Below are 21,529 nucleotides of genomic sequence, written 5' to 3'. Positions count from 1 at the left end.
AAACAACTGTTTGAAATTTCCCGAGGCCAGCATGGACGAGATCCCCGAGGGCTTCGTCGCTCACAGCCGCAAGAGCCCGCTCACCGATCCGTGGGAGCCGCTCTATGCCCACTCCATGCCGGACCGGCTGGTGCTGGGCGTGCGCGTCCGGACCGAGCACTGCAACTCGCGGAGCATGCCGCACGGCGGCTTTCTGGCCGCCCTGGCCGATAATGGCATGGGCCTTTCGGTCGGCATGAACCTGACGGCCGCGGGCCGGGCGGCGGGCGGCCTCGTCACGGCCTCGCTGGCTCTGGACTATCTGGGTTCGGCCAAGCTGGGACAGTGGCTGGAGTTCGACACCGACTTCGTCAAGCTGGGCCGCTCGATCTGCTTCGCCGAGGCCACGGTGCGCGCAGATGGCGTTCCGGTCGCCAGGGCGCGGGCGACGTTCAAGCCGCTGGAGACCAGGGCGACGCCCTGAACGAAAGCCGCCGCGAAGGCCGAAGCCCTCGCGGCGGTCTCCATTTCAGAACGTCAGGCGGATCAGGCCCGCTCGTGCACAGCTTGCTCGGACGCCAGCGGCTGGGGCAGGCGGCTGATCATTTCCTTCGGGCAGACCTGCCAGAACTGATCCCGCACGCGGTCCCAGTCGCGCAGCAGGGTTTCGGCGAACACCGAATCCGTTTCACGAGCGTGCTCGGCGATCAGCGAGCGCAGCACGCCTTCCCAATAGGGAGAGGCCAGGCGCTGCACGACGATGCTGTCGGGATTGATGTTGTCCTCGAAGCGGTCGTGCTGGTCGAGCACGAAGGCCATGCCGCCCGTCATACCCGCGCCGAAGTTGCCGCCCGTCGGGCCCAGAATCACCACCTGGCCGCCGGTCATGTACTCGCAGCCGTTGGCGCCGCAGCCCTCGACCACGGTGGTGGCCCCGGAGTTGCGGACCGCGAAGCGCTCACCCGCCTGTCCGGCCGCGAACAGCCGGCCCGAGGTGGCGCCGAACAGCACGGTGTTGCCGATCAGGGTGTTGGTTTCCGGGGCCGCGAGGCCGCGAGCCGGCTTGATCACGATCGTCGCGCCCGACAGGCCCTTGCCGACATAGTCGTTGGCCTCGCCGGTCAGTTCGATGCGCAGGCCCTGGACCGCGAAGGCGCCCAGGCTTTGGCCGGCCGAGCCTTTGAGCTGGACGGTCAGGTGGCCGGCGGGCAGGCCCTTCATGCCGAACTTGCGGACGATGTGGCTGGACGTGCGCGTGCCGATGGTGCGGGCGGTGCTGCGGACCGTGTAGGTCAGCTGCATCTTCTCGCCGCGTTCCAGCAGCGGGGCGGCGTCGCGGACGATCTGGGCGTCCAGCGTGTCCGGCACCGCGTTGCGGCCGACGACCGTGTTGTAGGGCTTGTTCGCGCCCGGGTCGGCGCGGACCAGCAGCGGGTTCAGGTCGAGGTCGTCGAGGTGCTCGCCGCCGCGGCTGACCTGCGCCAGCAGATCGGTGCGGCCGACGATTTCCTGCAAGGATCGGAAGCCCAGGCCCGCCAGGATCTCGCGAACCTCCTCGGCGACGAAGGTGAAGAGGTTGATGACCTTGTCCGGCGTGCCGGTGAACTTGGCGCGCAGGGCCTCGTCCTGGGTGCAGACGCCGACCGGGCAGGTGTTGGAGTGGCACTGGCGGACCATGATGCAGCCCATCGCCACCAGCGAGGCGGTGCCGATGCCGAATTCTTCGGCGCCCATCATGGCGGCGATGACGATGTCGCGGCCCGTGCGCATGCCGCCGTCGGCCCGCAGGACCACGGAGTGGCGCAGGTTGTTCAGCGTCAGCACCTGGTTGGCTTCCGAAAGACCCATCTCCCACGGACCGCCGGCATACTTCACCGAGGTCTGGGGGGAGGCGCCCGTGCCGCCGACGCCGCCGGCGACCAGGATCACGTCCGCCTTGGCCTTGGCGACGCCGGCGGCGATGGCCCCGATGCCGGTGGCGGCGACCAGCTTCACCGTGACGCGGGCGACCGGGTTGATCTGCTTCAGGTCGTAGATGAGCTGGGCGAGATCCTCGATCGAATAGATGTCGTGGTGCGGCGGCGGGCTGATCAGCATGACGCCGGGCGTGGCGTGACGCAGGCGGGCGATCATCTCGGTGACCTTGAAGCCGGGCAGCTGGCCGCCCTCGCCGGGCTTGGCGCCCTGGGCGACCTTGATCTCCAGCTCGACGCACTGGTTCAGATATTCGGCGGTGACGCCGAAGCGGCCCGAGGCCACCTGCTTGATGGCGCTGTTGGGGTTGTCGCCGTTGGGCAGCGGCTTGTAGCGCGCGCTATCCTCGCCGCCCTCGCCCGAGACCGACTTGGCCCCGATGCGGTTCATGGCGATGTTCAGGGCGCCGTGGGCCTCCGGGCCGAGGGCTCCCAGGCTCATGCCGGGCGTGACGAAGCGCTTGCGGATCTCGTTGACGCTCTCGACGTCGTCGGTCGAGATCGGGTTGCGGTCCGAGCGCCAGTCCAGCAGGTCGCGCAGCTGGATCGGCTTCTGGGTGCGAAGGCCGTTCGACCAGCGGCGATAGAGCTCGTAGTCGCCGGTGTCGCACGCTGTCTGCAGGGTGTGCATCAGGCGGGCTTCGAAGGCATGGGCCTCGCCCGAACGGCGAGCCTTGTAGAGGCCCCCGACCGGCAGGGTGACCGCCGTCAGACCCCAGGCCTTGCGGTGCAGCTCGACCGTCTTGCTCTCGATGCCGGCCAGGCCGATGCCGGAAATGCGCGAGGGCATGCCGGGGAAGAACTCGGCGGCCAGGGCGCGCGACAGACCGACGGCTTCGAAGTTGTAGCCGCCGCGGTACGAGGAGATGACGCTGATGCCCATCTTCGAAATGATCTTCAGCAGGCCGCCCTCGATGGCGCCCTTGAAGTTCAGGCACACGTCCTTCAGCGACTTGTCGCCGAGCAGGCCGCGCTCCAGGCGGTCCTGGAAGCTTTCCTGAGCCAGATAGGCGTTGACCGCCGTCGCCCCCACGCCGACCAGAACGGCGAAATAGTGCGTGTCCAGGCACTCGGCCGAGCGGACGATGATCGACACGTACGAGCGCAGGCCCTTGCCCACCAGGTGGGCGTGGACGCCGCCGGTGGCCAGGATCATCGGCAGGGCGACGCGGTCTTCGGCGCTGGCCTCGTCGGTCAGGACGATCGCGCCGCAGCCGCGCAGCACGGCGTCCTCGGCCTCGGCGCGGATGCGGTCGAGATTGGCGCGCAGGGCGTCGCCGTCCCGGGCTTCGGGCGCGGGCAGCGGCATGGTGCAGTCGATGACCGCGACGTTCTTCTCGCCCAGCAGGCCGTGGATCCGCTCGTACATGCCGGTGGTCAGCACGGGGCTTTCCAGCACGTAGACGTCGGCCTGGGCCGCGTCCTGGGCCAGGATGTTGCCGAGGTTCTTGAAGCGGGTCTTCAGGCTCATCACCCCGGTCTCCCGCAGGGGGTCGATCGGCGGGTTGGTCACCTGGCTGAAGTTCTGGCGGAAGTAGTGGCTGAGCGGACGGTACTTCTCCGACAGCACCGCCAGCGGCGTATCGTCGCCCATCGAGCCGACGGCTTCCTTGCCCTCCTCGACCATGGGGGCGAGGATCATTTCCAGATCCTCGAGGCTATAGCCGGCGGCGGCCTGGCGGCGGGTCAGCTCCTCGCGGCCGTACTTGCGCGGCTCGGGACCGGGGCCGATCTGCTTTTCGAGATCGACCATGTTGCCCAGCCATTCCGTGTAGGGGTGGCGTTCGGCCAGTTCGTCGATGATCTCGTTCTCGCCGTACAGGCGGCCCTCGGCCAGGTCGATGGCGATCATCCGGCCGGGCGAGATGGCCAGCTTGCGAGTGATGCGGGCTTCCTCGACGCCGCACATGCCGGCTTCCGAACCCATGATGACCAGGCCGTCGTCGGTATAGGCCACGCGCAGCGGGCGCAGACCCGAGCGGTCCTTGCCGGCCACGACCCAGCGGCCGTCGGTGGCGCACAGGGCAGCCGGACCGTCCCACGGCTCCATCACGGCGTTGCAGTAGGAATAGAGCGCCTTGTGGGCGGCCTTCATCTTCGGATTGGCGGCCTCCGGCACCAGCAGGGCCTTGGCCATCGGCGCGTCGCGGCCGGCGCGCACCAGCACCTCGAAGGTGTTGTCGAGGTTGGCGCTGTCCGAGCCGCCCGGCTGGATCACCGGCTTCACGTCGTCCCCGAACTCGCCGAAGGCCTGGGCGGCCATCTTGATCTCGTGGGACTTCATCCAGTTGACGTTGCCCTTGATCGTATTGATCTCGCCGTTGTGGGCGAGCATCCGGAAGGGCTGGGCCAGGCGCCATTGCGGGAAGGTGTTGGTCGAATAGCGCTGGTGGAAGATCGCCACGGCGGCGGCGAAGCGGTCGTCCTTCAGGTCGGGATAGAACTCGTCGATGTGCTCGGCGAGGAACATGCCCTTGTAGATCAGCGACTTGGCCGACAGCGAGCAGATGTAGAAGTCGCTGATGTTCTGGGCGTGGACGCGCTTTTCGATGCGCTTGCGGCACAGGAACAGGGCGCGCTCCAGCGCCTCGCCTTCCAGGCCGGCCGGACCGGCCAGCATGATCTGCTCGATTTCCGGACGGGTGGCGTTGGCCTTCTCGCCGATCACCGAGGTGTCGACCGGCACCTGGCGCCAGCCGTAGATGTAGAAGCCAAAGCGCAGGGCCTCGGCCTCGACGATCGTGCGACAGGCTTCCTGGGCGCCCAGGTCGGTGCGGGGCAGGAAGATCTGGCCGACGGCGATCGGACCCGACCGCAGAGCGTGGCCCGTGCGACGCACCTGGTCGATGAAGAAGTCCTGGGGAACCGAGACCAGAACGCCGGCGCCGTCGCCGGTCTTGCCATCGGCGTCGATCGCGCCCCGGTGCCAGAGGGCCTTGAGGGCCTTGATCGCCAGTTCGACGACCTCGCGGCGCGGCTGGCCGTCGATGGCGCAGACCAGGCCGACGCCGCACGCGTCGCGCTCGGTCGAGGGGTCGTAGGCGTGGCCGTCGATCAGGGCCTGACGGTTCTTCAGATAGAGGTCCATCTCGCTCATGGTTCTAGATCCTCTCTCTTATTCCGCCGCGATCAGCGCGGGCGCGCCGACCTTGGCCTGCAGGTAACGGTGGATGGCGTCGGCGGCGTCGCGGCCGTCCTTGATCGCCCAGACGACCAGCGAAGCGCCGCGGACGATGTCGCCGGCGGCGAACACGCCGTCCAGATTGGTCATCTGATTGCGGACGTCGGCCTTCACCGTGCCCCAGCGGGTGACCTTCAGGTCCGGGGCCGACCAGGCTTCCGGCAGGTTCTCGGGCTCGAAGCCGAGGGCCTTCAGCACCAGCTGGGCGGGGCGGTCGAAGTCGCCGCCGGGAATTTCCTCGGGGCTCTGGCGGCCCGAGGCGTCCGGCGCGCCCAGGCGCATGCGGATGGCGCGCACGCCGGTGACGGCTTCGGCCTCGCCCGACAGGGCGCGCGGCGCGGCCAGCCATTCGAAGGTGACGCCCTCTTCCTCGGCGTTCGAAACCTCGCGCATCGAGCCCGGCATGTTGGCCTTGTCGCGGCGATAGAGGCAGGTGACCGACTTGGCGCCCTGGCGGATGGCCGTACGGACGCAATCCATGGCGGTGTCGCCGCCGCCGACCACGACCACGTCCTTGCCCTCGGCGTTCAGTTCGCCGGACTCGTAGACCGGCACGCTGTCGCCCAGGCCCACGCGGTTGGAGGCGATCAGATAGTCCAGGGCGGGCGCCACGCCCTTGCTGCCGCCGCCCGGAACGGTCAGGTCGCGCGCGGCGTAGACGCCGACGGCGATCAGCACCGCGTCGTGCTTTCCGCGCAGGTCCTCGAGCGTGGCGTCCTTGCCGACCTCGAAGCCCAGCTTGAACTCGACGCCGCCTTCGGCCAGGCGGCGGGTGCGGCGCTCGACGACGTCCTTCTCCAGCTTGAAGCCGGGGATGCCGTAGATCAGCAGGCCGCCGGCGCGGTCGTGGCGGTCATAGACGGTGACGTCGTAGCCAGCCTCGCGCAGCATCTCTGCCGCCGCCAGGCCGGCGGGGCCCGCACCGATCACGCCGACCGACTGACCGCGCGCTTCGCCGGCGACCAGCGGCTTCACCCAGCCCATCTCCCAGGCCTTGTCGGTCAGGTAGCGCTCGACCGAGCCGATCGTCACCGTGCCGTGACCGGATTGCTCGATAACGCAATTGCCCTCGCACAGGCGATCCTGCGGGCAGATCCTGCCGCACACTTCCGGCATGGAATTGGTCGCCTGCGAGAGGGCGTAGGCTTCTTCCAGGCGGCCCTCGGCCGTCATTCTCAGCCAATCGGGGATGTTGTTGTGCAGCGGGCAATGAGTCTGACAGAACGGCACGCCGCATTGCGAGCAGCGCGAGGCCTGCTCGGTCGCTTTCGCGTCGATGAAGTCCGCGTAGATCTCGTGGAAGTCGCCCGAACGCTCAGTCGCCGCGCGCTTTTCAGGCGTCTTGCGGGCTACCGTCGTGAATTTCAGCATGCGTTCGGCCATGCGACTTCCCTCGTCTCCCTGACGGGAGAAAAATTGCTCTCGACGGCCTCATACGGACTCTTTCAGGCAAGAAGAATGTCATGGTCAAATAAATAGACTTATATATCCATGTTAGGGGTGCGGTCTTTGAGATCGACTCGCAAATCGTCCTCATAATAGTCTACTTTGTGGATTTACGACCTGTTTACCGTGTCGGGCGCAGGCCAGTACGGGATTTTGGAGCCGAACAATGCCTGACTGGCTGAGCGCGATCATTCTGGGTCTGGTCGAGGGGCTGACGGAGTTCATACCCGTCTCCTCGACCGGTCACCTGCTGCTGGCCAAGGAGGCCCTGAGGCTGAAGGACCCGTCCTGGGACACCTTCATCGTGCTGATCCAGTTGGGCGCGATCCTTGCGGTGGTCGCCCTCTATTTCCAGAAGCTGTGGGGCGTGCTGATCGGCCTGCCCACGAAGCCCGAGGCGCGGCGCTTCGCGCTCAGCGTCATCATCGCGGTGATCCCGGCCTTCGCGGCGGGCCTGCTGCTGCACGACATGATCAAGACGTTCCTGTTCGAGAGCCCGCTGATCATCTGCTGGTCGCTGCTGATCGGCGGGGTGATCCTGCTGTTCATCGACAAGAAGGCGCCGCCGGCCGTCGATCACGACGCCATGAACCTGCCGCTGCACAAGGTGCTGATCGTCGGCCTGTTCCAGTGCCTGTCCTTGGTCCCCGGCGTGTCGCGCTCGGGTTCGACCATCGTCGGCTCCATGCTGTTCGGCATCGAGCGTCGGGCCGCCGCCGAGTTCAGCTTCTTCATGGCGATCCCGATCATGGTCGGGGCCTTCGCCCTGGACGTCTACAAGAACCGCGACGCCCTGGACGCCGGCCATGTCGGCGTGGTGGCCATTGGCTTCGTCGTGTCGTTCCTGTCGGGCCTGGTGGTCGTGAAGTACATGCTCGACTTCATCGGCAAGCGCGGCTTCGCCCCGTTCGCCTGGTGGCGGATCGTGGTGGGGGTCGGCGGCCTGGCGGTGCTTTACCTGCGCTCCTGATCCAACCGGCGACGCCGGCGAAAGAAAAAGGGCGGACGCCGCGCGGCGTCCGCCCTTTGTCGTCTTGGTGAGGCGCGTGTCGCCTAGAACGCGCCCGCGGGGGTCTCGGCGTACTGGCCGCCCTTACGATAGCGGTAGAGATAGGTCGGGACCACGGCCTCGACGCTCGTGCCGACCACGCCGGCCTCGGCCAGGCCCGGCAGGCCGTGCTCGGCGACATTGTCGACCTTCAGCATCTCGACCTGGTCGCTGGTCAGCGGCGGCGGCAGGATCCCGGCGACCATGTCGCCCAGCGCGCCGATCAGCGAGGCCACCGGCCAGGGCAGCGGGGCCAGCGGCCGGGCGCGGCCGGTCTCGGTCAGGATGAGCTGCATGATCTCGCGCATCGTGTAGACGGTCGGCCCGCCCAGTTCATAGGTCACGCCGACGGCCGCGGGGCTGGCGGCGGCCTTGGCGATCACGGCGGCGACGTCGGCGACGAACACCGGCTGGACGCGGCTGTCGCCGCCGACCAGCGGCATCACGGGCGACAGGGCGGCGATCTGGGCGAACCTGTTGAAGAACTTGTCATCGACGCCGAACACCAGCGACGGGCGGACGATGGTCGCGCCCGGGAAGGCGGCGCGGACGGCGGCCTCGCCCTCGGCCTTGGTGCGGAAGTACTTCGACTCCGACTCGGCGTTGGCGCCCAGGGCGCTCATGTGGACCAGATGCTTCACGCCGGCCTTGGCGGCGGCCTGGGCCACGTTCTGGGCGGCCATGACATGGATCGACTGGAACTTCTGGCGACCGCTCTCCCAGAGCACGCCCACCAGATTCACGCAGGCCTCGGCGCCGTCCAGGGCGCGGGCGATCGAGGCTGGATTGCGGACATTGGCCTGGACCACCTCGATCTGGCCGACGTCGCCCAGCATCCGCATGCGATAGGCGAGATTGGGCTGGCGCACGGCCACCCGCACGCGATGGCCCGCCTTGGCGAGCGCCCGCACGACCTGGCCGCCCACGAAACCGGAGCCGCCGAACACCGTGACCAGACCTTGCATCTTCATTCCTCGTCGCATGCGATGACTCTACCGCGATAACGGGGGAATTAGACGACTGAGCGCGGCTTCGCAATGAAATCGCGACTTATCGATTTTTGTCTGTTGACGGCGTCAGAAGCTTTCCCTAAACGTCCCGGCCTCGCAGCGACCTACCCGGTTGCGCAGCGGGCCCAGGTGGCGGAATTGGTAGACGCGCTGGCTTCAGGTGCCAGTGACCGAAAGGTCGTGGAGGTTCGAGTCCTCTCCTGGGCACCACCCCTTTACCGAGCTTCTTTCGAGAAGCGGGGGTGGCGCCAAAAAATCCTCCGGATGCTAATTCGTTCATCGTGAGTATAAGTGTCGCGCGTTCCAATCGGGCGCGTGGTTGAACGCGCTCGCGCGGGCGCGATGTGATCGCCGGAGTTTGAGACTTGGCTAATTTCGTTCACGAGGGCGATCTGCCCGACGGCGTTTTCTCGGGCGCCGGCGTCATCGCCATCGATTCGGAGACCATGGGTCTGCGCCTTGGCCGCGATCCGTTGTGCGTGGTCCAGCTGTCGGCGGGCGACGGCGACGCGCACGTGGTGCGCCTGAATCGCGCGACCTATGACTGCCCGAACCTGAAGGCCCTGCTGACCGATCCGGCCGTGCTGAAGCTTTTTCACTTCGGCCGCTTTGATATCGCCATGTTCGAACTCCATCTGGGCGTGGTGACCGCGCCCGTCTACTGCACCAAGATCGCCTCGAAGCTGGCCCGCACCTATACCGACCGCCACGGCCTGAAGGACGTGACGCGCGAGCTGCTGGGCGTGGAGCTGTCGAAGGTGCAGCAGTCGTCGGACTGGGGCGCGCCGTCGCTGAGCGCCGACCAGGTGGCCTACGCCGCCTCGGACGTGCTGCACCTGCACGCGCTGCGCCTGAAGCTGAACACCATGCTCGAGCGCGAAGGCCGCATGGCCCTGGCGCAACACGCCTTCGACTATCTCCCCCACCGCGCCTCGCTCGACCTGGCCGGCTGGGAAGAGATGGACATCTTCGCCCACAGCTGACGGACGCGATGCAACCGACCGCGGTCATGACCGGACGAACGATGAGCGCCGACCTCGCGCGCTGGCGTCGCCGCTCGCGCCGCGTTCTGGCCGCGCGCATCATCCTGCCGGCCGCGATCGCGGGCCTGTTGCTGATCGTCGCCTCGCAGGTCGGCTGGCGAACCTACATGGCCGCCACCCACCCGCCGACCGAGGCCAAGACCGAGATCCGCCTGATCACCCCGCGCTTCTACGGTCAGTCGACCGATGGCCGCAGCTTCATGATCACGGCGCGCTCGGCGATCCGCGACGACAACGACCCGCGCCGCATCATCCTGGACGAGCCGGCGCTGACCCTGGACCTGGGCTCGCCCACGCCGACGCGGATGACCGCCAAGCACGGCGTCTACCGCCAGGACAATTTCGGCCTGAGCCTGAAGGACGATGTCCGTCTGGACGATGGCGCCGGTTATCGCTTCGCGTCCGAGGAGTCGTTCGTCGACACCAAGACCGGCGATGTCACCGGCGAGACGATAATGAACGGCGAAGGCCCCAGCGGGCAGGTGCAATCCAACGCCTACTCCGTATATGACAAGGGCGATCGCGTCATCTTCCGGGGTGGGGTTCGCGCCCGGTTCGAACGGCAGTAAAGAAGATCAATGGCGCAGGTTCGCTTTGGATGCGGCCGCGACGGATGAGGACATGGTTCTGATGAAGCGATGGACGGCGGCGGCGGTGACGACCGCGTTGATCCTTGGTGGGATTGGGGCCAGCGGCGCGGCCTACGCCCAAGACTCGAGCACGCCGGTCGATGTTTCCGCCGACAACCAGGAAACCATCAACAGCAAGTGCATCACGATCTTCACGGGCAATGTGGAGATCCTGCAGAACCGCTCGCGCCTGCGCGCCCAGAAGGTGACGGTGTACAGCGCCCGCAAGGCCGGGACGACGGCGGACGGGGCCAACGCCTGCGGCGCGGCCCAGCGCATGGAGGCCGAGGGCGGCGTCTATATGGTCAGCGACACGCAGACCGCCCGCGGCGACCGCGCCGTCTACACCTTCGACAACAATATCGCGATCGTCACCGGCGACGTGGTGCTGGTGAAGGGCAAGGACGTGGCGCGCGGCGACAAGTTGACGGTCAACACCAAGACCAACGACGCCCGGCTGGAGTCGAACAGCGCCAGCAAGAGCCAGCGCCGGGTGCGGGCGGTGTTCTATCAGGACGACAAGAAGACCGACGCGCCGGCCGCGCCCGCCCAGCCCGCCGCCCCGCGCTAGGATCCTCCATGACCCTGACCTCCAACGACATGGACGGCCTGTTCGTCGATTCCGTGGGCAAGTCGTTCGGCGACCGTCCGGTCGTCAAGAACGTCTCCCTGCGCCTCAAGCGCGGCGAGGTCGCCGGCCTGCTCGGCCCGAACGGCGCGGGCAAGACGACCTGCTTCTACATGGTCACGGGTCTGATCGCCGCCGACTACGGCGCGATCTATCTCGACGGCGAGAACATCACCGCCCAGCCGATGTTCCAGCGCGCCCGTCTCGGCGTCGGCTATCTGCCGCAGGAAGCCTCGATCTTCCGGGGCATGACGGTCGAGCAGAACGTCATGGCCGTCGTGGAGATGCGCCAGAAGGACCCGCGCAAGGCGCGCGAGCAGGTCACCAGCATTCTGGAAGAGCTGCGCATCACCCACATCCGCAAGTCGCCGGCCGTCGCCCTGTCGGGCGGTGAGCGCCGCCGCGTGGAAATCGCCCGCGCCCTGGCCTCGGAACCGTCGTTCATGCTGCTGGACGAGCCGTTCGCCGGCATCGATCCGCTGGCCATCGCCGACATCCGCGACGTGATCGGCTATCTCAAGAGCCGTGGCATCGGCATCCTGATCACCGACCACAACGTGCGCGAGACGCTGGACATCATCGACCGCGCCTCGATCATCCACGCCGGTGAGGTGCTGTTCGAGGGCTCGCCGCGCGAGATCGTCGAGAACCCGGAAGTAAAGCGCGTCTATCTGGGCGACAGCTTCAGCGAACCCCGCCTCGGGGATTAAAAAAGACGAGGCGATCAAGGCGCGCGGGAGTCTAGGAAAGGCTTCCGTGTTCAGCCTCCGCGCCTGGGTCAAGCCCTTGGCCCGCAAGGGTTAAGGCCTCTCGCACGATATTTTCCGAGACGGAACGTCGCACCGGCCCAAGAATTGCAGGCGTTGGCGACCCGTTAACCAAACAGGCCCTTCAATGGCGATCGAAGTATTCGATTTGTCAGGAGGGCGCATTGGCGCTCAGCCACCGCCTCGAGATCCGTCAGGGTCAGGGCCTCGTCATCACTCCACAGCTGCAGCAGGCCATCAAGCTGCTGCAACTGTCGAACATCGAGCTCGACGCCTTCGTCGAGGCGGAGCTGGAGCGTAACCCGCTCCTGCAACGCGACGAGGGTGAGCACGAGCCGGCTGGCGAGGTCGAGGCCGTCCGCGACGCCAGCCTGACCCATGTCGACGCCGTGGCCGACACCACGGCCGGTCGCGAGATGGATACGCCGCACGAGGATGTCTCGCCGGGCGAACGCGCCACCGGCGACGGCGCGGAAGCCGGCGCCGAGCACGCCGGCGGTCAGATCGACTGGTCCCGCGCTGGCGGCGGCGGCTCCTTCGAAAGCGACGACGGCTACGAGCGCGCCCTGACCGACGTCCCGACCTTGGCCGCCCACCTGCGCGCGCAACTGGTCCAGGCGGCGCTCAGCCCCGCCCGCAACGCCGTCGCCGAGATCCTGATCGACGCCGTCGACGAGGGGGGCTATCTGCGTCTGGACGTCATCGAACTGGCCGAGCGCCTCGGTTGTCCGCTGGAGATGGTCGAGGAGACGCTCGCCATCCTGCAGGGCTTCGAGCCGGTCGGCGTCTTCGCCCGCGACGTCCGCGAGTGCCTGGCGCTGCAGCTGAAGGATCAGAACCGCTACGACCCCGCCATGGCCGCCATGCTCGATAATCTCGAGCTGCTGGCCAAGCGCGACATGGCCGCCCTGCGGCGGCTGTGCGGCGTCGACGACGAGGACCTGCGCGAGATGGTCGCCGAGATCCGCGCGCTGAACCCGCGTCCCGGCGCGGCCTATCACAGCGAACCGGCCGAGACCCTGGTGCCCGACGTCATGGTCCGCGAGGGCCTGGGCGGCATGTGGCATGTCGAGTTGAACACCGACACCCTGCCGCGCGTGCTGGTCGACCAGCGCTACCACGCCCGCGTCGCCAAGGGCGCGCGCACCGATCAGGAGAAGACCTTCGTCTCGGACTGCATGGCCACGGCCAACTGGTTGGTGAAGAGCCTGGACCAGCGCGCCAAGACCATCCTCAAGGTCTCCAGCGAGATCGTCCGCCAGCAGGACGGCTTCCTGGCCTACGGCGTCGAGCACCTGCGCCCGCTGAACCTGAAGACCGTCGCCGACGCCATCGGCATGCACGAGAGCACGGTCAGTCGCGTCACCTCGAACAAGTACATCGCCACCCCGCGCGGCGTGTTCGAGCTGAAGTTCTTCTTCACCTCGGCCATCCAGTCGTCGGAAGGCGGCGAGGCCCACTCGGCCGCCAGCGTCCGCCACAAGATCAAGGGCCTGGTCGACGCCGAGAAGACGGAGGCCGACGTCCACTCCGATGACGCCATCGTCGAAATTCTCAAGGCCGCCGGGGTCGACATCGCCCGCCGGACCGTGGCCAAGTACCGCGAGGCCATGCGGATTCCGTCATCGGTGGAGCGTCGCCGCCAGATGAAGGAAGCGGTCTAGTCCCCTTCCGCGTTTACTATCGCCTGGAAGGTTGGAATGCACGAGAAGTCGCTCGCGGATGTCATCGAGGGTTTCGGCGAGGACTGTCGGCCGGTCCTGACCGTGGGCGAGATGCTGGAGGCGTTCGACAGCCGCGCCTTCGGGGCGATGCTGCTGGTCTTCGGCCTGCTCAACACCCTGCCGCTGCCGCCAGGCTCCTCCACTATCCTGTCGCTGCCGATCCTGTTCCTGGCGCCGCAGATCGCCATGGGCGCGGATACGCCGTGGCTGCCCAGGGGGCTGATCGAGAAACCCCTGAAGCGCGACGACCTGCGCGGGCTCTTCCGCCGACTGGCGCCGATCGTGCGCAGCATGGAGCTGATCACCCGTCCGCGCCTGCGACCGATGTTCGCACCCCTGGGCGAGCGGGCGATCGGCGTGGTCTGCACCGTGCTGGCCCTGGTGCTGGTTCTGCCCATCCCGTTGGGCAACCTGGCGCCCGGCGCGACGGTCGCCGTCCTGGCTCTCGCGCTGCTCCAGCGCGACGGCGTTCTGGCCCTGCTTGGCTACCTGATGGCCATCGGCAGCGGGGCGCTTCTGTTCGTCAGCGCGCACGTCGTCGTGATGGCCGTGCGCAAGCTCCTGAGCGTCTTTTCGGGGCTTCTCTGAGGTCGTCCACAGGCCTTTAAGGCGCCGCTTGACACCCGCCTGCGACAGGCGCGTTGTAGTCACATGCAAGTCCAAGTCTCCGGCAAGCATGTCGACGTTGGTGAGGCTCTGCGAGTGCGAGTCTCCGACGAAATCGCTCTGAGCATTGGGAAATACTTCGATCGCGGCGGCAACGCCGAGGTCGTGGTCAGCAAGGATGGCTACGCCTTCCGTGTCGATTGCTCGGTAAAGCTGGCTTCGGGTCAGCAGCTTATCAGTCATGGATCGGGAGGCGACGCGCACGCCGCGTTCGACTCGGCCCTGGCCAAGATCGACACCCGCATCAGGCGGTACAAGCGGCGGCTGAAGAGCCACTCGCCGGCGGCCACGGCCAAGCAGGTCGAGAACGCCGCGATGTTCGTCCTGAAGGCCCCGGAAGTCGACGAGGGCGAAGAGCACGACTGGGAAGTTGACGCCGACCACCCGACGGGCGCGCCCGCGGCGATGGTCATCGCGGAGACCCAGGCCGCGGTGAAGACAATGACCGTTTCCATGGCTGTCATGGAACTGGACTTGACCGCATACCCGGCAATCGTGTTTAGGAACGCCGCCCACGGCGGGTTGTCCGTGGTCTATCGGCGTCCAGACGGGAATATCGGCTGGATCGACCCCGAACGCACGAAGTCGCTGAACGGGCACGGGTCAACCGCGAGCTAACCGGATCCTTCATGGTCTGGCGCCGTCGCGGCGGATTCGCGGCGACGGCGCCAAGGCGGTCGGCATCTAGCGAGCTTTGTACGTCCATGACCATTGGCGATCTTCTGGACCCCGGAGCGGTGGCGCTGCGCGCTGGCGCGCCCGGCAAGCGCCAGGCTCTTTCCCTGGTCGCCGATGTCGCCGCCCGCGTGCTGGGCGTAGACGCCCACACCACCCTTGAAGGCTTGATGGACCGCGAGGCCGCCGGCTCGACCGGCGTCGGCGAAGGCGTGGCTATTCCGCACGCGCGCGTGGACGGCCTGGATCGCGTTCGCGCGGTCGTGGTGCGCCTGGATACGCCAGTGGCCTTTGACGCCCTGGACGACAAGCCTGTCGATCTTCTGGTGGCTCTGTTCGCGCCCCGCGACGCCAGCGCCCAACACTTGAGGGCCTTGGCGCGGGTGGCGCGGATGATGCGTCAGCCCGAAACCCGGGCGGCGTTGCGCCAGGCGCGTTCGGCCGACGCCATTCATGTGCTGCTGACCGACGAAGCGACCAGCACGGCCGCCTGAAAGGCCGCCCCGGCGGGGCGGCCCTCCAAGTCTCTAGTGGACGGACACCGGCGCCAGTTCGTGGGCGAGGGCGGCGGCGATCGCGGTGTCACGGTCGATCATCACGGCCAGGCGCGCGCCATCCGCGCGGCACACGGCATAGAGGGTCTGGTCGGGCGCCAGGTTGAAGTCCTGCACGCCCTCGGGGACGTCGGCGAGGATCTCGGCCGCCTTGATCGGCCGGACATAGACGAGGTCGGGCGCGCCAAGGGCAGCGAAAGCTTCGCTGGTGAAGAGCGGGCTGCTGTAGTGCGTGTTGGGCGTCATGATGACCACCTCCTTGATTAGGGAACGCGCCTTTCTCCGGCCGGTTCAGAGCCCAGATCGGCGGGGCGGGTTCCGCGCGGCGTTTCAGCCCGCGCTGCGAATGGGAATTCTCTTCACGAGACGCTCGGGTTCGGGCCGGGCCAGATCGATGTGCAGCAGGCCATGCTCCAGGGTCGCGGCGGTCACCTCCATGCCCTCGGCGAGGATGAAGGTGCGCACGAAGCCCCGCGCGGCGATCCCGCGATGCAGGAAGGCCCGCTCGGCATCGCCGCGGCCGTCGGCGCTGTCGCGCTTGCCGGCGACGACAAGCTGGCCGCCCTCGACCGTCACCTGCAGCTGGTCGGGCGAGAAGCCCGCCACGGCCAGGGTGATGCGCACGCCGCCGTTGTCGGCCTGCTCGACATTGTAGGGCGGATAGCTTTCCGACGCGGCCTTGGCGGCGCGCTCGATCAGGTCTCGAGTGTGCTCGAAGCCCAGCAGGAAGGGGCTGTCGAACATGATGGTCCGGTTCATCGCGAAGTCCTCGCTCAAGCGACTTCGTTCGCGGAGATAAACCCGAGGATCGGCGCCGATCCCCACGACACGACTTCAGATGTGGAGGCCGGGGGCGATCACTTCAAGGGGAAGGGGGGCCAAGGCGGCGGGGCCCGGAAATGGACAAGGCCCGGACGTTTCCGTCCGGGCCTTGATGGTGGAGCTAAGCGGAGTCGAACCGCTGACCTCTTGAATGCCATTCAAGCGCTCTACCAGCTGAGCTATAGCCCCAAATTTTTCTTCGAGAACCCGGAGGTAACTCTCGGAAATCCTTGGTCTCTTAGGCGTTTCCGACTTGCGTCGCCCCCCGAAGAGGCGCGGAAACTAGTCCGGGATTTTTTTGGGATCAAGCCTCTTCTCGAACTTTTTTCGAGAAAAGTGTCGCACCCCGGAAAACCCCTGTGGATAGCCGGTTTCGGGGATCCGAACCCGGCTATCCATCACGTGGCCGACCTCAAGGATCAGTCGTCGTCGCCCTCGCCGGGCAGGCCTTCGATCTCGTCGTCGAGATTGTCGTCGTCGTCCTCGTCCTCCAGGAACGGAACGTCGTCGGCTTCGTCCTCGGCGAGATCCTCGTCCTCGGCGAAGTCGACGCCCAGGTCGTCACCGCCCGCGGGGGCGGCGCCGGGCTCGACGTCTTCGTCGTCGGTCTCGATGACGTCCGGCTCGACCTTGTCGATTTCCGGCGTTTCATCGACTTCGTCCTCGAAGCCGTCCTCGTCCTTGGGCGCGGGGGCGGGCTTCTCGTCCTCGGCGTCATAGTCCGGCGTGATCGAACGAGCGCGGACGCGGCGCGACTTCAGCGCCTCTTCCGGGTCGAACGACTCGCCGCACTTGGGACACACGGCCGGACGGCGGCCGAGATCGTAGAATTTGGATTGGCAGTTGGGGCAAATTTGTTTTGCGCCCAATTCGGGATTGGCCAAGTGGCGACCCTTTGATCCGGATGGGAAAAGCGGCCGGTCACTTGCCATGACGAGAGCCCGCTGTCAAAAGCAAACCCCTTCGCGAAAACCACCAAGCACCAAGGAGCCGGTTTCGGCATGTCGTCGGCTGGATTAAAGAGCGCACCCGCAGGCGCTCTGCGAGGGATCGTGCGGGCCCCGGGTGACAAGTCCATTTCCCACCGATCGATGATCCTGGGCGCGCTGGCGACCGGGACGACGACGGTGGAAGGCCTGCTGGAAGGCGACGACGTGCTCGCCACCGCGCGGGCCATGCGGGCCTTCGGCGCGCGCGTCGAGCAGGAAGGCGCTGGCCGCTGGCGCATCGAGGGCAAGGGCGGGTTCGAGGAGCCGGCCGACGTGATCGATTGCGGCAACGCCGGCACCGGCGTGCGCCTGATCATGGGCGCGGCGGCGGGCTTTCCGATCTGCGCGACCTTCACCGGCGACAGTTCGCTGCGCAGCCGTCCGATGAGCCGGGTGCTGGATCCGCTGGCCCGCATGGGCGCGACCTGGCTGGGTCGCGACAGGGGCCGTCTGCCCCTGACGCTGAAGGGCGGCAATCTGCGCGGCCTGAACTACACCCTGCCGATGGCCTCGGCCCAAGTGAAGTCGGCCGTGCTGCTGGCCGGCCTTCACGCCGAGGGCGGCGTCGAGGTCATCGAGCCGGAAGCCACCCGCGACCATACCGAGCGCATGCTGCGCGCCTTCGGGGCCGAGGTGATGGTCGAGGACCGGGTCGTCGGCGAGAAGACCTTCCGCCACATTCGCCTGCCGGAAGGCCAGAAGCTGACTGGCGCGCATGTCGCCGTTCCGGGCGACCCGTCGTCGGCGGCCTTCCCGCTGGTCGCGGGGCTGATCGTCCCCGGCTCGGAAGTGACGGTCGAGGGCGTGATGCTCAACGAATTGCGCACCGGCCTCTTCGCGACCCTGCAGGAAATGGGCGCGGACCTGGTGATCTCGAACCGGCGCGTCGCCAGCGGCGAGGATGTCGGCGACATCACCGCCCGCTATTCCAAGCTCAAGGGCGTGATCGTCCCGCCCGAGCGCGCGCCGTCGATGATCGACGAATATCCGATCCTGGCCATCGCCGCCGCCTTCGCGGAAGGCGAGACGGTGATGCGCGGCGTCGGCGAGATGCGCGTCAAGGAAAGCGACCGCATCGCCCTGACGGCGGCGGGTCTCGAAGCCTGCGGCGTCGACGTCGAGGAGGAGCCGGAGGGCTTCATCGTCCGCGGGACCGGCCAGCCGCCGCGGGGCGGGGCGACCGTCGAGACCCATGGCGACCACCGGATCGCCATGAGCCACCTGATCCTGGGCATGGCCGCCCAGGCTCCGGTCGCCGTCGACGAGCCGGGCATGATCGCCACCAGCTTCCCGGGCTTCGGCGACCTGATGCGCGGCTTGGGCGCGACCCTGGCGGAGGCCTGACGTGGCGGGCTTCGTCATCGCCGTCGACGGCCCCGCCGCCTCGGGCAAGGGCACCATCGCCGGACGCCTGGCGGCGCTTTATGGCTATCCCCTGCTCGACACCGGCCTGTTGTATCGCGCCGTGGGCGTGGGCGTGCTCGCCGGGGCGGGAGACCTGGACGACCCGATCGCGGCCGAGGGCGTGGCGCGCGCCCTGGATCTTTCGGACCTGGACCGCGCCGAGGTGCGGACGCGCGCGGCCGGCGAGGCCGCCAGCCGCGTGGCCGTGCATCCCGGCGTTCGGGCGGCCCTGTTCGACCTGCAGCGCGACTTCACCCGCCGCGAGCCCGGCGCGGTGCTGGATGGGCGCGACATCGGCACGGTGATCGCCCCCGGCGCGCCGGCCAAGCTGTACGTCACCGCGCGTCCCGAGATCCGCGCCGAGCGGCGCTGGAAGCAGCTGACGGGCCAGGGCGAGGCCGTGGATTTCGAGGACATCCTGGCCGATATCCACAAGCGCGACGCGCGAGACGGCGGCCGCAAGGACGCGCCGATGACTCAGGCGCGAGACGCCGTCTTGCTCGACACGTCGGAAATGACTATAGAGCAGGCCTTCGATGCGGCCCGCCGTATCGTCGAGGACGCGCGCGCCCACCACCGGCTCTAGCCGGTAGGGCAAATCCACCGCCGACCTCGCCGCGATAGAGAGAACATCGCGGGACCGCAGACAAACCCATTTCATCCGGAATCCCGAGAACCGCTTTCTCCAGCGGCGCTCATCACAGGGCTTCCCCCAACCTACGAGACTAAAGATCAGCATGGCTGACGATATGAGCTTCAACCCGACGCGCGACGATTTCGAAGCGCTGCTGAATGACTCGATGGGCGGCCGCGATTTCGCGGAAGGCACCGTCGTCAAGGGCAAGGTCGTCGGGATCGAAAAGGACTTCGCCATCATCGACGTCGGTCTGAAGACCGAAGGTCGCGTCCAGCTGAAGGAATTCGGCGTCGACGAGAACGGCAAGGCCACCATCAAGACCGGCGACACCGTCGAAGTCTTCCTGGAACGCCTCGAAAACGCGATGGGCGAAGCGGTCATCAGCCGCGAAAAGGCCAAGCGCGAAGAAGCCTGGACCCGTCTGGAAGGCGTCTACGCCCGCAACGAACCCGTCATGGGCGCCATCGTCGGCCGCGTGAAGGGCGGCTTCACCGTCGACCTGGGCGGCGCCTCGGCCTTCCTGCCGGGCTCGCAAGTCGACATCCGTCCGGTCCGCGACGTCGGCCCGCTGATGGGCAAGGAACAGCCCTTCGCCATCCTCAAGATGGACCGTCCGCGCGGCAACATCGTCGTCTCGCGTCGCGCCATCCTGGAAGAAGCCCGCGCCGAGCAGCGCACCGAACTGGTGTCGCAGCTGCAAGAGGGTGAAATCCGCGAAGGCGTCGTCAAGAACATCACCGACTACGGCGCGTTCGTCGACCTGGGCGGCATCGACGGCCTGCTGCACGTCACCGACATGAGCTGGAAGCGCGTCAACCACCCGAGCCAAGTGCTCGCCGTGGGCGACACCGTTAAGGTCCAGATCGTGAAGATCAACCCGGACACCCAGCGCATCAGCCTCGGCATGAAGCAGCTGCAGTCGGATCCGTGGGACGGCGTTGAAGCCAAGTACCCGGTCGGCGCCAAGTTCACGGGCCGCATCACCAACATCACCGACTACGGCGCCTTTGTGGAGCTGGAAGCCGGCGTCGAAGGCCTGGTGCACGTCTCGGAAATGTCGTGGACCAAGAAGAACGTCCACCCCGGCAAGATCGTCTCGACCTCGCAGGAAGTCGACGTCGTGGTCCTGGACGTCGATCCGTCCAAGCGCCGCGTCTCGCTGGGCCTGAAGCAGGCCCTGGCCAACCCGTGGGAAGCCTTCTTGGAAGCGCACCCGGTCGGTTCGACCGTCGAAGGCGAAGTCAAGAACGCGACCGAATTCGGTCTGTTCGTCGGCCTCGACAACGACATCGACGGCATGGTGCACCTGTCGGACATCGACTGGAGCGTCCCGGGCGAAGAAGCCATGGCCCGCTACAAGAAGGGCGACGTGGTCAAGGCGAAGGTTCTCGACGTCGACGTCGAGAAGGAACGCATCTCGCTGGGCATCAAGCAGCTGGCTGGCGACCCGATGTCGGGCGACACCTACCGCAAGAACCAGACCGTGACCGTCACCGTCACGGAAGTCACGTCGGGCGGCATCGAAGTCCGCTTCGGTGAAGACGACGCTCCGATGACCGCCTTCATCCGCAAGTCGGACCTGTCGCGCGATCGTCAGGAACAGCGCCCCGAGCGCTTCGCCGTGGGTGACCGCGTCGACGCTCAGATCACCAACATCGACAAGGCGGCTCGCCGCGTGTCGCTGTCGATCAAGTCGCTGGAAATGGCCGAAGAGAAGGAAGCCATCGAGCAGTTCGGCTCGTCGGACTCCGGCGCTTCGCTGGGCGACATCCTGGGCGCCGCTCTGCGCGAGCGCGCTTCCAAGGAATAGTCTTCCTCCCCTTGTGGGTTGAAGTCAGCGGCGGCCGGAGCGATCCGGCCGCCGTTTTCTTTTGCCGGGCAGTTCGTGGTCATCCGCGCGGCGAAGGGTTGGCGAAGGGCGGCCGTTAACCGAACCCCGTTCGAGAATCTCACGCAACCCCTTGAAGACTCAGCCATCGTTGGGCAAAGGTCCGCTCGCGCCTTTCTCCTCCCAAGGGCGTTCCGGGGATATCGATGATCAAGTCTGAACTCATCGCCAGGCTCGCGAATGAAAATCCGCACCTGACGCAGAAAGACGTCGAACGCGTGGTCGGCGTGATCCTTGAGCGCATGATCGGAGCCCTGGAGGACGGCGGCCGCGTCGAGCTGCGCGGTTTTGGGGCCTTGTCGGTCCGCTCGCGCCCCGCCCGCACCGGTCGTAACCCGCGCACCGGCGAGGCGGTGGACGTCCGCGCCAAGCACGTGCCGTTCTTCAAGAGCGGCAAGGAACTGCGCGCCCGCCTCAACGCCGACGGCGACGAATAACAACAATCGTGACCCGGGGTTGACCCTGG

20 protein-coding genes and 2 tRNA genes are annotated in these 21,529 nt (G+C 67.2%); 15 read left to right on the top strand and 7 right to left on the bottom strand.

Annotated features, from left to right (window positions below):
- The first annotated feature begins 31 nt into the window (after nucleotides 1-31).
- Complete coding sequence (locus tag EIK80_RS24430) at nucleotides 32-463, top strand: PaaI family thioesterase (protein WP_125159609.1); 432 nt, start codon at nucleotides 32-34, stop codon at nucleotides 461-463.
- 62 nt (nucleotides 464-525) lie between these two features.
- Here the strand turns inward: EIK80_RS24430 and gltB are convergent, their stop codons facing one another.
- Together gltB and EIK80_RS24420 are read right to left on the bottom strand one after the other, a co-directional pair.
- Nucleotides 526-5,049, bottom strand: coding sequence for a glutamate synthase large subunit (gene gltB / locus EIK80_RS24425; RefSeq protein ID WP_125159608.1), 4,524 nt, complete (start codon nucleotides 5,047-5,049; stop codon nucleotides 526-528).
- Nucleotides 5,050-5,067: 18 nt separating this feature from the next.
- On the bottom strand, nucleotides 5,068-6,516 hold the full coding sequence (locus tag EIK80_RS24420) for an NAD(P)-dependent oxidoreductase (protein ID WP_125159607.1): 1,449 nt from the start codon (nucleotides 6,514-6,516) through the stop codon (nucleotides 5,068-5,070).
- A gap of 229 nt (nucleotides 6,517-6,745) precedes the next feature.
- Here EIK80_RS24420 and EIK80_RS24415 point away from each other — a divergent pair, with 229 nt between their 5' ends.
- On the top strand, nucleotides 6,746-7,549 hold the full coding sequence (locus tag EIK80_RS24415; RefSeq protein ID WP_125159606.1) for an undecaprenyl-diphosphate phosphatase: 804 nt from the start codon (nucleotides 6,746-6,748) through the stop codon (nucleotides 7,547-7,549).
- 83 nt (nucleotides 7,550-7,632) lie between these two features.
- Here EIK80_RS24415 and EIK80_RS24410 read toward each other — a convergent pair whose 3' ends face one another.
- The gene (locus EIK80_RS24410; RefSeq protein ID WP_125159635.1) at nucleotides 7,633-8,592 is read right to left on the bottom strand and encodes a complex I NDUFA9 subunit family protein; all 960 of its coding nucleotides are present in this window, start codon (nucleotides 8,590-8,592) and stop codon (nucleotides 7,633-7,635) included.
- A gap of 168 nt (nucleotides 8,593-8,760) precedes the next feature.
- On the opposite strand from EIK80_RS24410, the gene EIK80_RS24405 reads away from it, so the two are divergent.
- The 9 genes from EIK80_RS24405 (at nucleotide 8,761) to ptsN (ending at nucleotide 15,263) form a co-directional block, all read left to right on the top strand.
- Nucleotides 8,761-8,847, top strand: a tRNA-Leu gene (locus tag EIK80_RS24405).
- 155 nt (nucleotides 8,848-9,002) lie between these two features.
- Complete coding sequence (locus tag EIK80_RS24400; protein WP_125159605.1) at nucleotides 9,003-9,620, top strand: ribonuclease D; 618 nt, start codon at nucleotides 9,003-9,005, stop codon at nucleotides 9,618-9,620.
- Complete coding sequence (gene lptC, locus EIK80_RS24395) at nucleotides 9,587-10,249, top strand: LPS export ABC transporter periplasmic protein LptC (RefSeq protein ID WP_125159604.1); 663 nt, start codon at nucleotides 9,587-9,589, stop codon at nucleotides 10,247-10,249. The genes EIK80_RS24400 and lptC overlap by 34 nt, the downstream gene beginning before the upstream one ends.
- 61 nt (nucleotides 10,250-10,310) lie before the next feature.
- On the top strand, nucleotides 10,311-10,880 hold the full coding sequence (locus tag EIK80_RS24390; RefSeq protein ID WP_199743614.1) for an LptA/OstA family protein: 570 nt from the start codon (nucleotides 10,311-10,313) through the stop codon (nucleotides 10,878-10,880).
- Between the two features lie 8 nt (nucleotides 10,881-10,888).
- Entirely contained in the window at nucleotides 10,889-11,647 is a 759-nt protein-coding gene (gene lptB, locus EIK80_RS24385; protein ID WP_125159602.1) for an LPS export ABC transporter ATP-binding protein, read from the top strand.
- Nucleotides 11,648-11,868: 221 nt separating this feature from the next.
- On the top strand, nucleotides 11,869-13,368 hold the full coding sequence (rpoN, locus tag EIK80_RS24380; RefSeq protein ID WP_125159601.1) for an RNA polymerase factor sigma-54: 1,500 nt from the start codon (nucleotides 11,869-11,871) through the stop codon (nucleotides 13,366-13,368).
- Nucleotides 13,369-13,404: 36 nt separating this feature from the next.
- Complete coding sequence (locus EIK80_RS24375) at nucleotides 13,405-14,016, top strand: exopolysaccharide biosynthesis protein (protein ID WP_125159600.1); 612 nt, start codon at nucleotides 13,405-13,407, stop codon at nucleotides 14,014-14,016.
- A gap of 63 nt (nucleotides 14,017-14,079) precedes the next feature.
- Entirely contained in the window at nucleotides 14,080-14,712 is a 633-nt protein-coding gene (hpf, locus tag EIK80_RS24370; protein ID WP_125159599.1) for a ribosome hibernation-promoting factor, HPF/YfiA family, read from the top strand.
- Nucleotides 14,713-14,798: 86 nt separating this feature from the next.
- Nucleotides 14,799-15,263 carry a PTS IIA-like nitrogen regulatory protein PtsN gene (gene ptsN / locus EIK80_RS24365; RefSeq protein WP_125159598.1) on the top strand — a complete coding sequence of 155 codons (465 nt, stop codon included), beginning with the start codon at nucleotides 14,799-14,801 and terminating at the stop codon, nucleotides 15,261-15,263.
- Nucleotides 15,264-15,296: 33 nt separating this feature from the next.
- Here the strand turns inward: ptsN and EIK80_RS24360 are convergent, their stop codons facing one another.
- From EIK80_RS24360 to EIK80_RS24340, 4 genes are all read right to left on the bottom strand, one after another.
- Entirely contained in the window at nucleotides 15,297-15,569 is a 273-nt protein-coding gene (locus EIK80_RS24360) for a DUF1150 domain-containing protein (protein ID WP_125159597.1), read from the bottom strand.
- 84 nt (nucleotides 15,570-15,653) lie between these two features.
- Nucleotides 15,654-16,082 (bottom strand): Hsp20 family protein, encoded by a 429-nt coding sequence (locus EIK80_RS24355; protein WP_125159596.1) that lies wholly within the window; start codon nucleotides 16,080-16,082, stop codon nucleotides 15,654-15,656.
- A 176-nt stretch (nucleotides 16,083-16,258) separates the two neighbouring features.
- Nucleotides 16,259-16,334 (bottom strand) — tRNA-Ala (locus EIK80_RS24350).
- A 230-nt stretch (nucleotides 16,335-16,564) separates the two neighbouring features.
- Nucleotides 16,565-17,029 (bottom strand): TIGR02300 family protein, encoded by a 465-nt coding sequence (locus EIK80_RS24340; protein ID WP_125159595.1) that lies wholly within the window; start codon nucleotides 17,027-17,029, stop codon nucleotides 16,565-16,567.
- 117 nt (nucleotides 17,030-17,146) lie between these two features.
- Between EIK80_RS24340 and aroA the strand changes: the two genes are divergently transcribed.
- From aroA to EIK80_RS24320, 4 genes are all read left to right on the top strand, one after another.
- Nucleotides 17,147-18,478 (top strand): 3-phosphoshikimate 1-carboxyvinyltransferase, encoded by a 1,332-nt coding sequence (gene aroA, locus EIK80_RS24335; RefSeq protein ID WP_125159594.1) that lies wholly within the window; start codon nucleotides 17,147-17,149, stop codon nucleotides 18,476-18,478.
- 1 nt (nucleotide 18,479) lies between these two features.
- Nucleotides 18,480-19,124, top strand: coding sequence for a (d)CMP kinase (gene cmk, locus EIK80_RS24330; RefSeq protein WP_125159593.1), 645 nt, complete (start codon nucleotides 18,480-18,482; stop codon nucleotides 19,122-19,124).
- Between the two features lie 151 nt (nucleotides 19,125-19,275).
- On the top strand, nucleotides 19,276-20,985 hold the full coding sequence (gene rpsA / locus EIK80_RS24325) for a 30S ribosomal protein S1 (RefSeq protein ID WP_125159592.1): 1,710 nt from the start codon (nucleotides 19,276-19,278) through the stop codon (nucleotides 20,983-20,985).
- Nucleotides 20,986-21,209: 224 nt separating this feature from the next.
- A complete protein-coding gene (locus tag EIK80_RS24320; protein ID WP_010921415.1) occupies nucleotides 21,210-21,500 on the top strand; it encodes an integration host factor subunit beta in 291 nt (96 codons plus the stop codon).
- The last annotated feature ends 29 nt before the right edge of the window (nucleotides 21,501-21,529 follow it).

The organism is Caulobacter sp. 602-1 (assembly GCF_003931565.1).
In the GTDB taxonomy this organism is placed as follows: domain Bacteria; phylum Pseudomonadota; class Alphaproteobacteria; order Caulobacterales; family Caulobacteraceae; genus Caulobacter.
The sequence above is the reverse complement of the archived record's forward strand: the minus strand, read 5'-3'. Positions and strand labels throughout refer to the sequence as shown.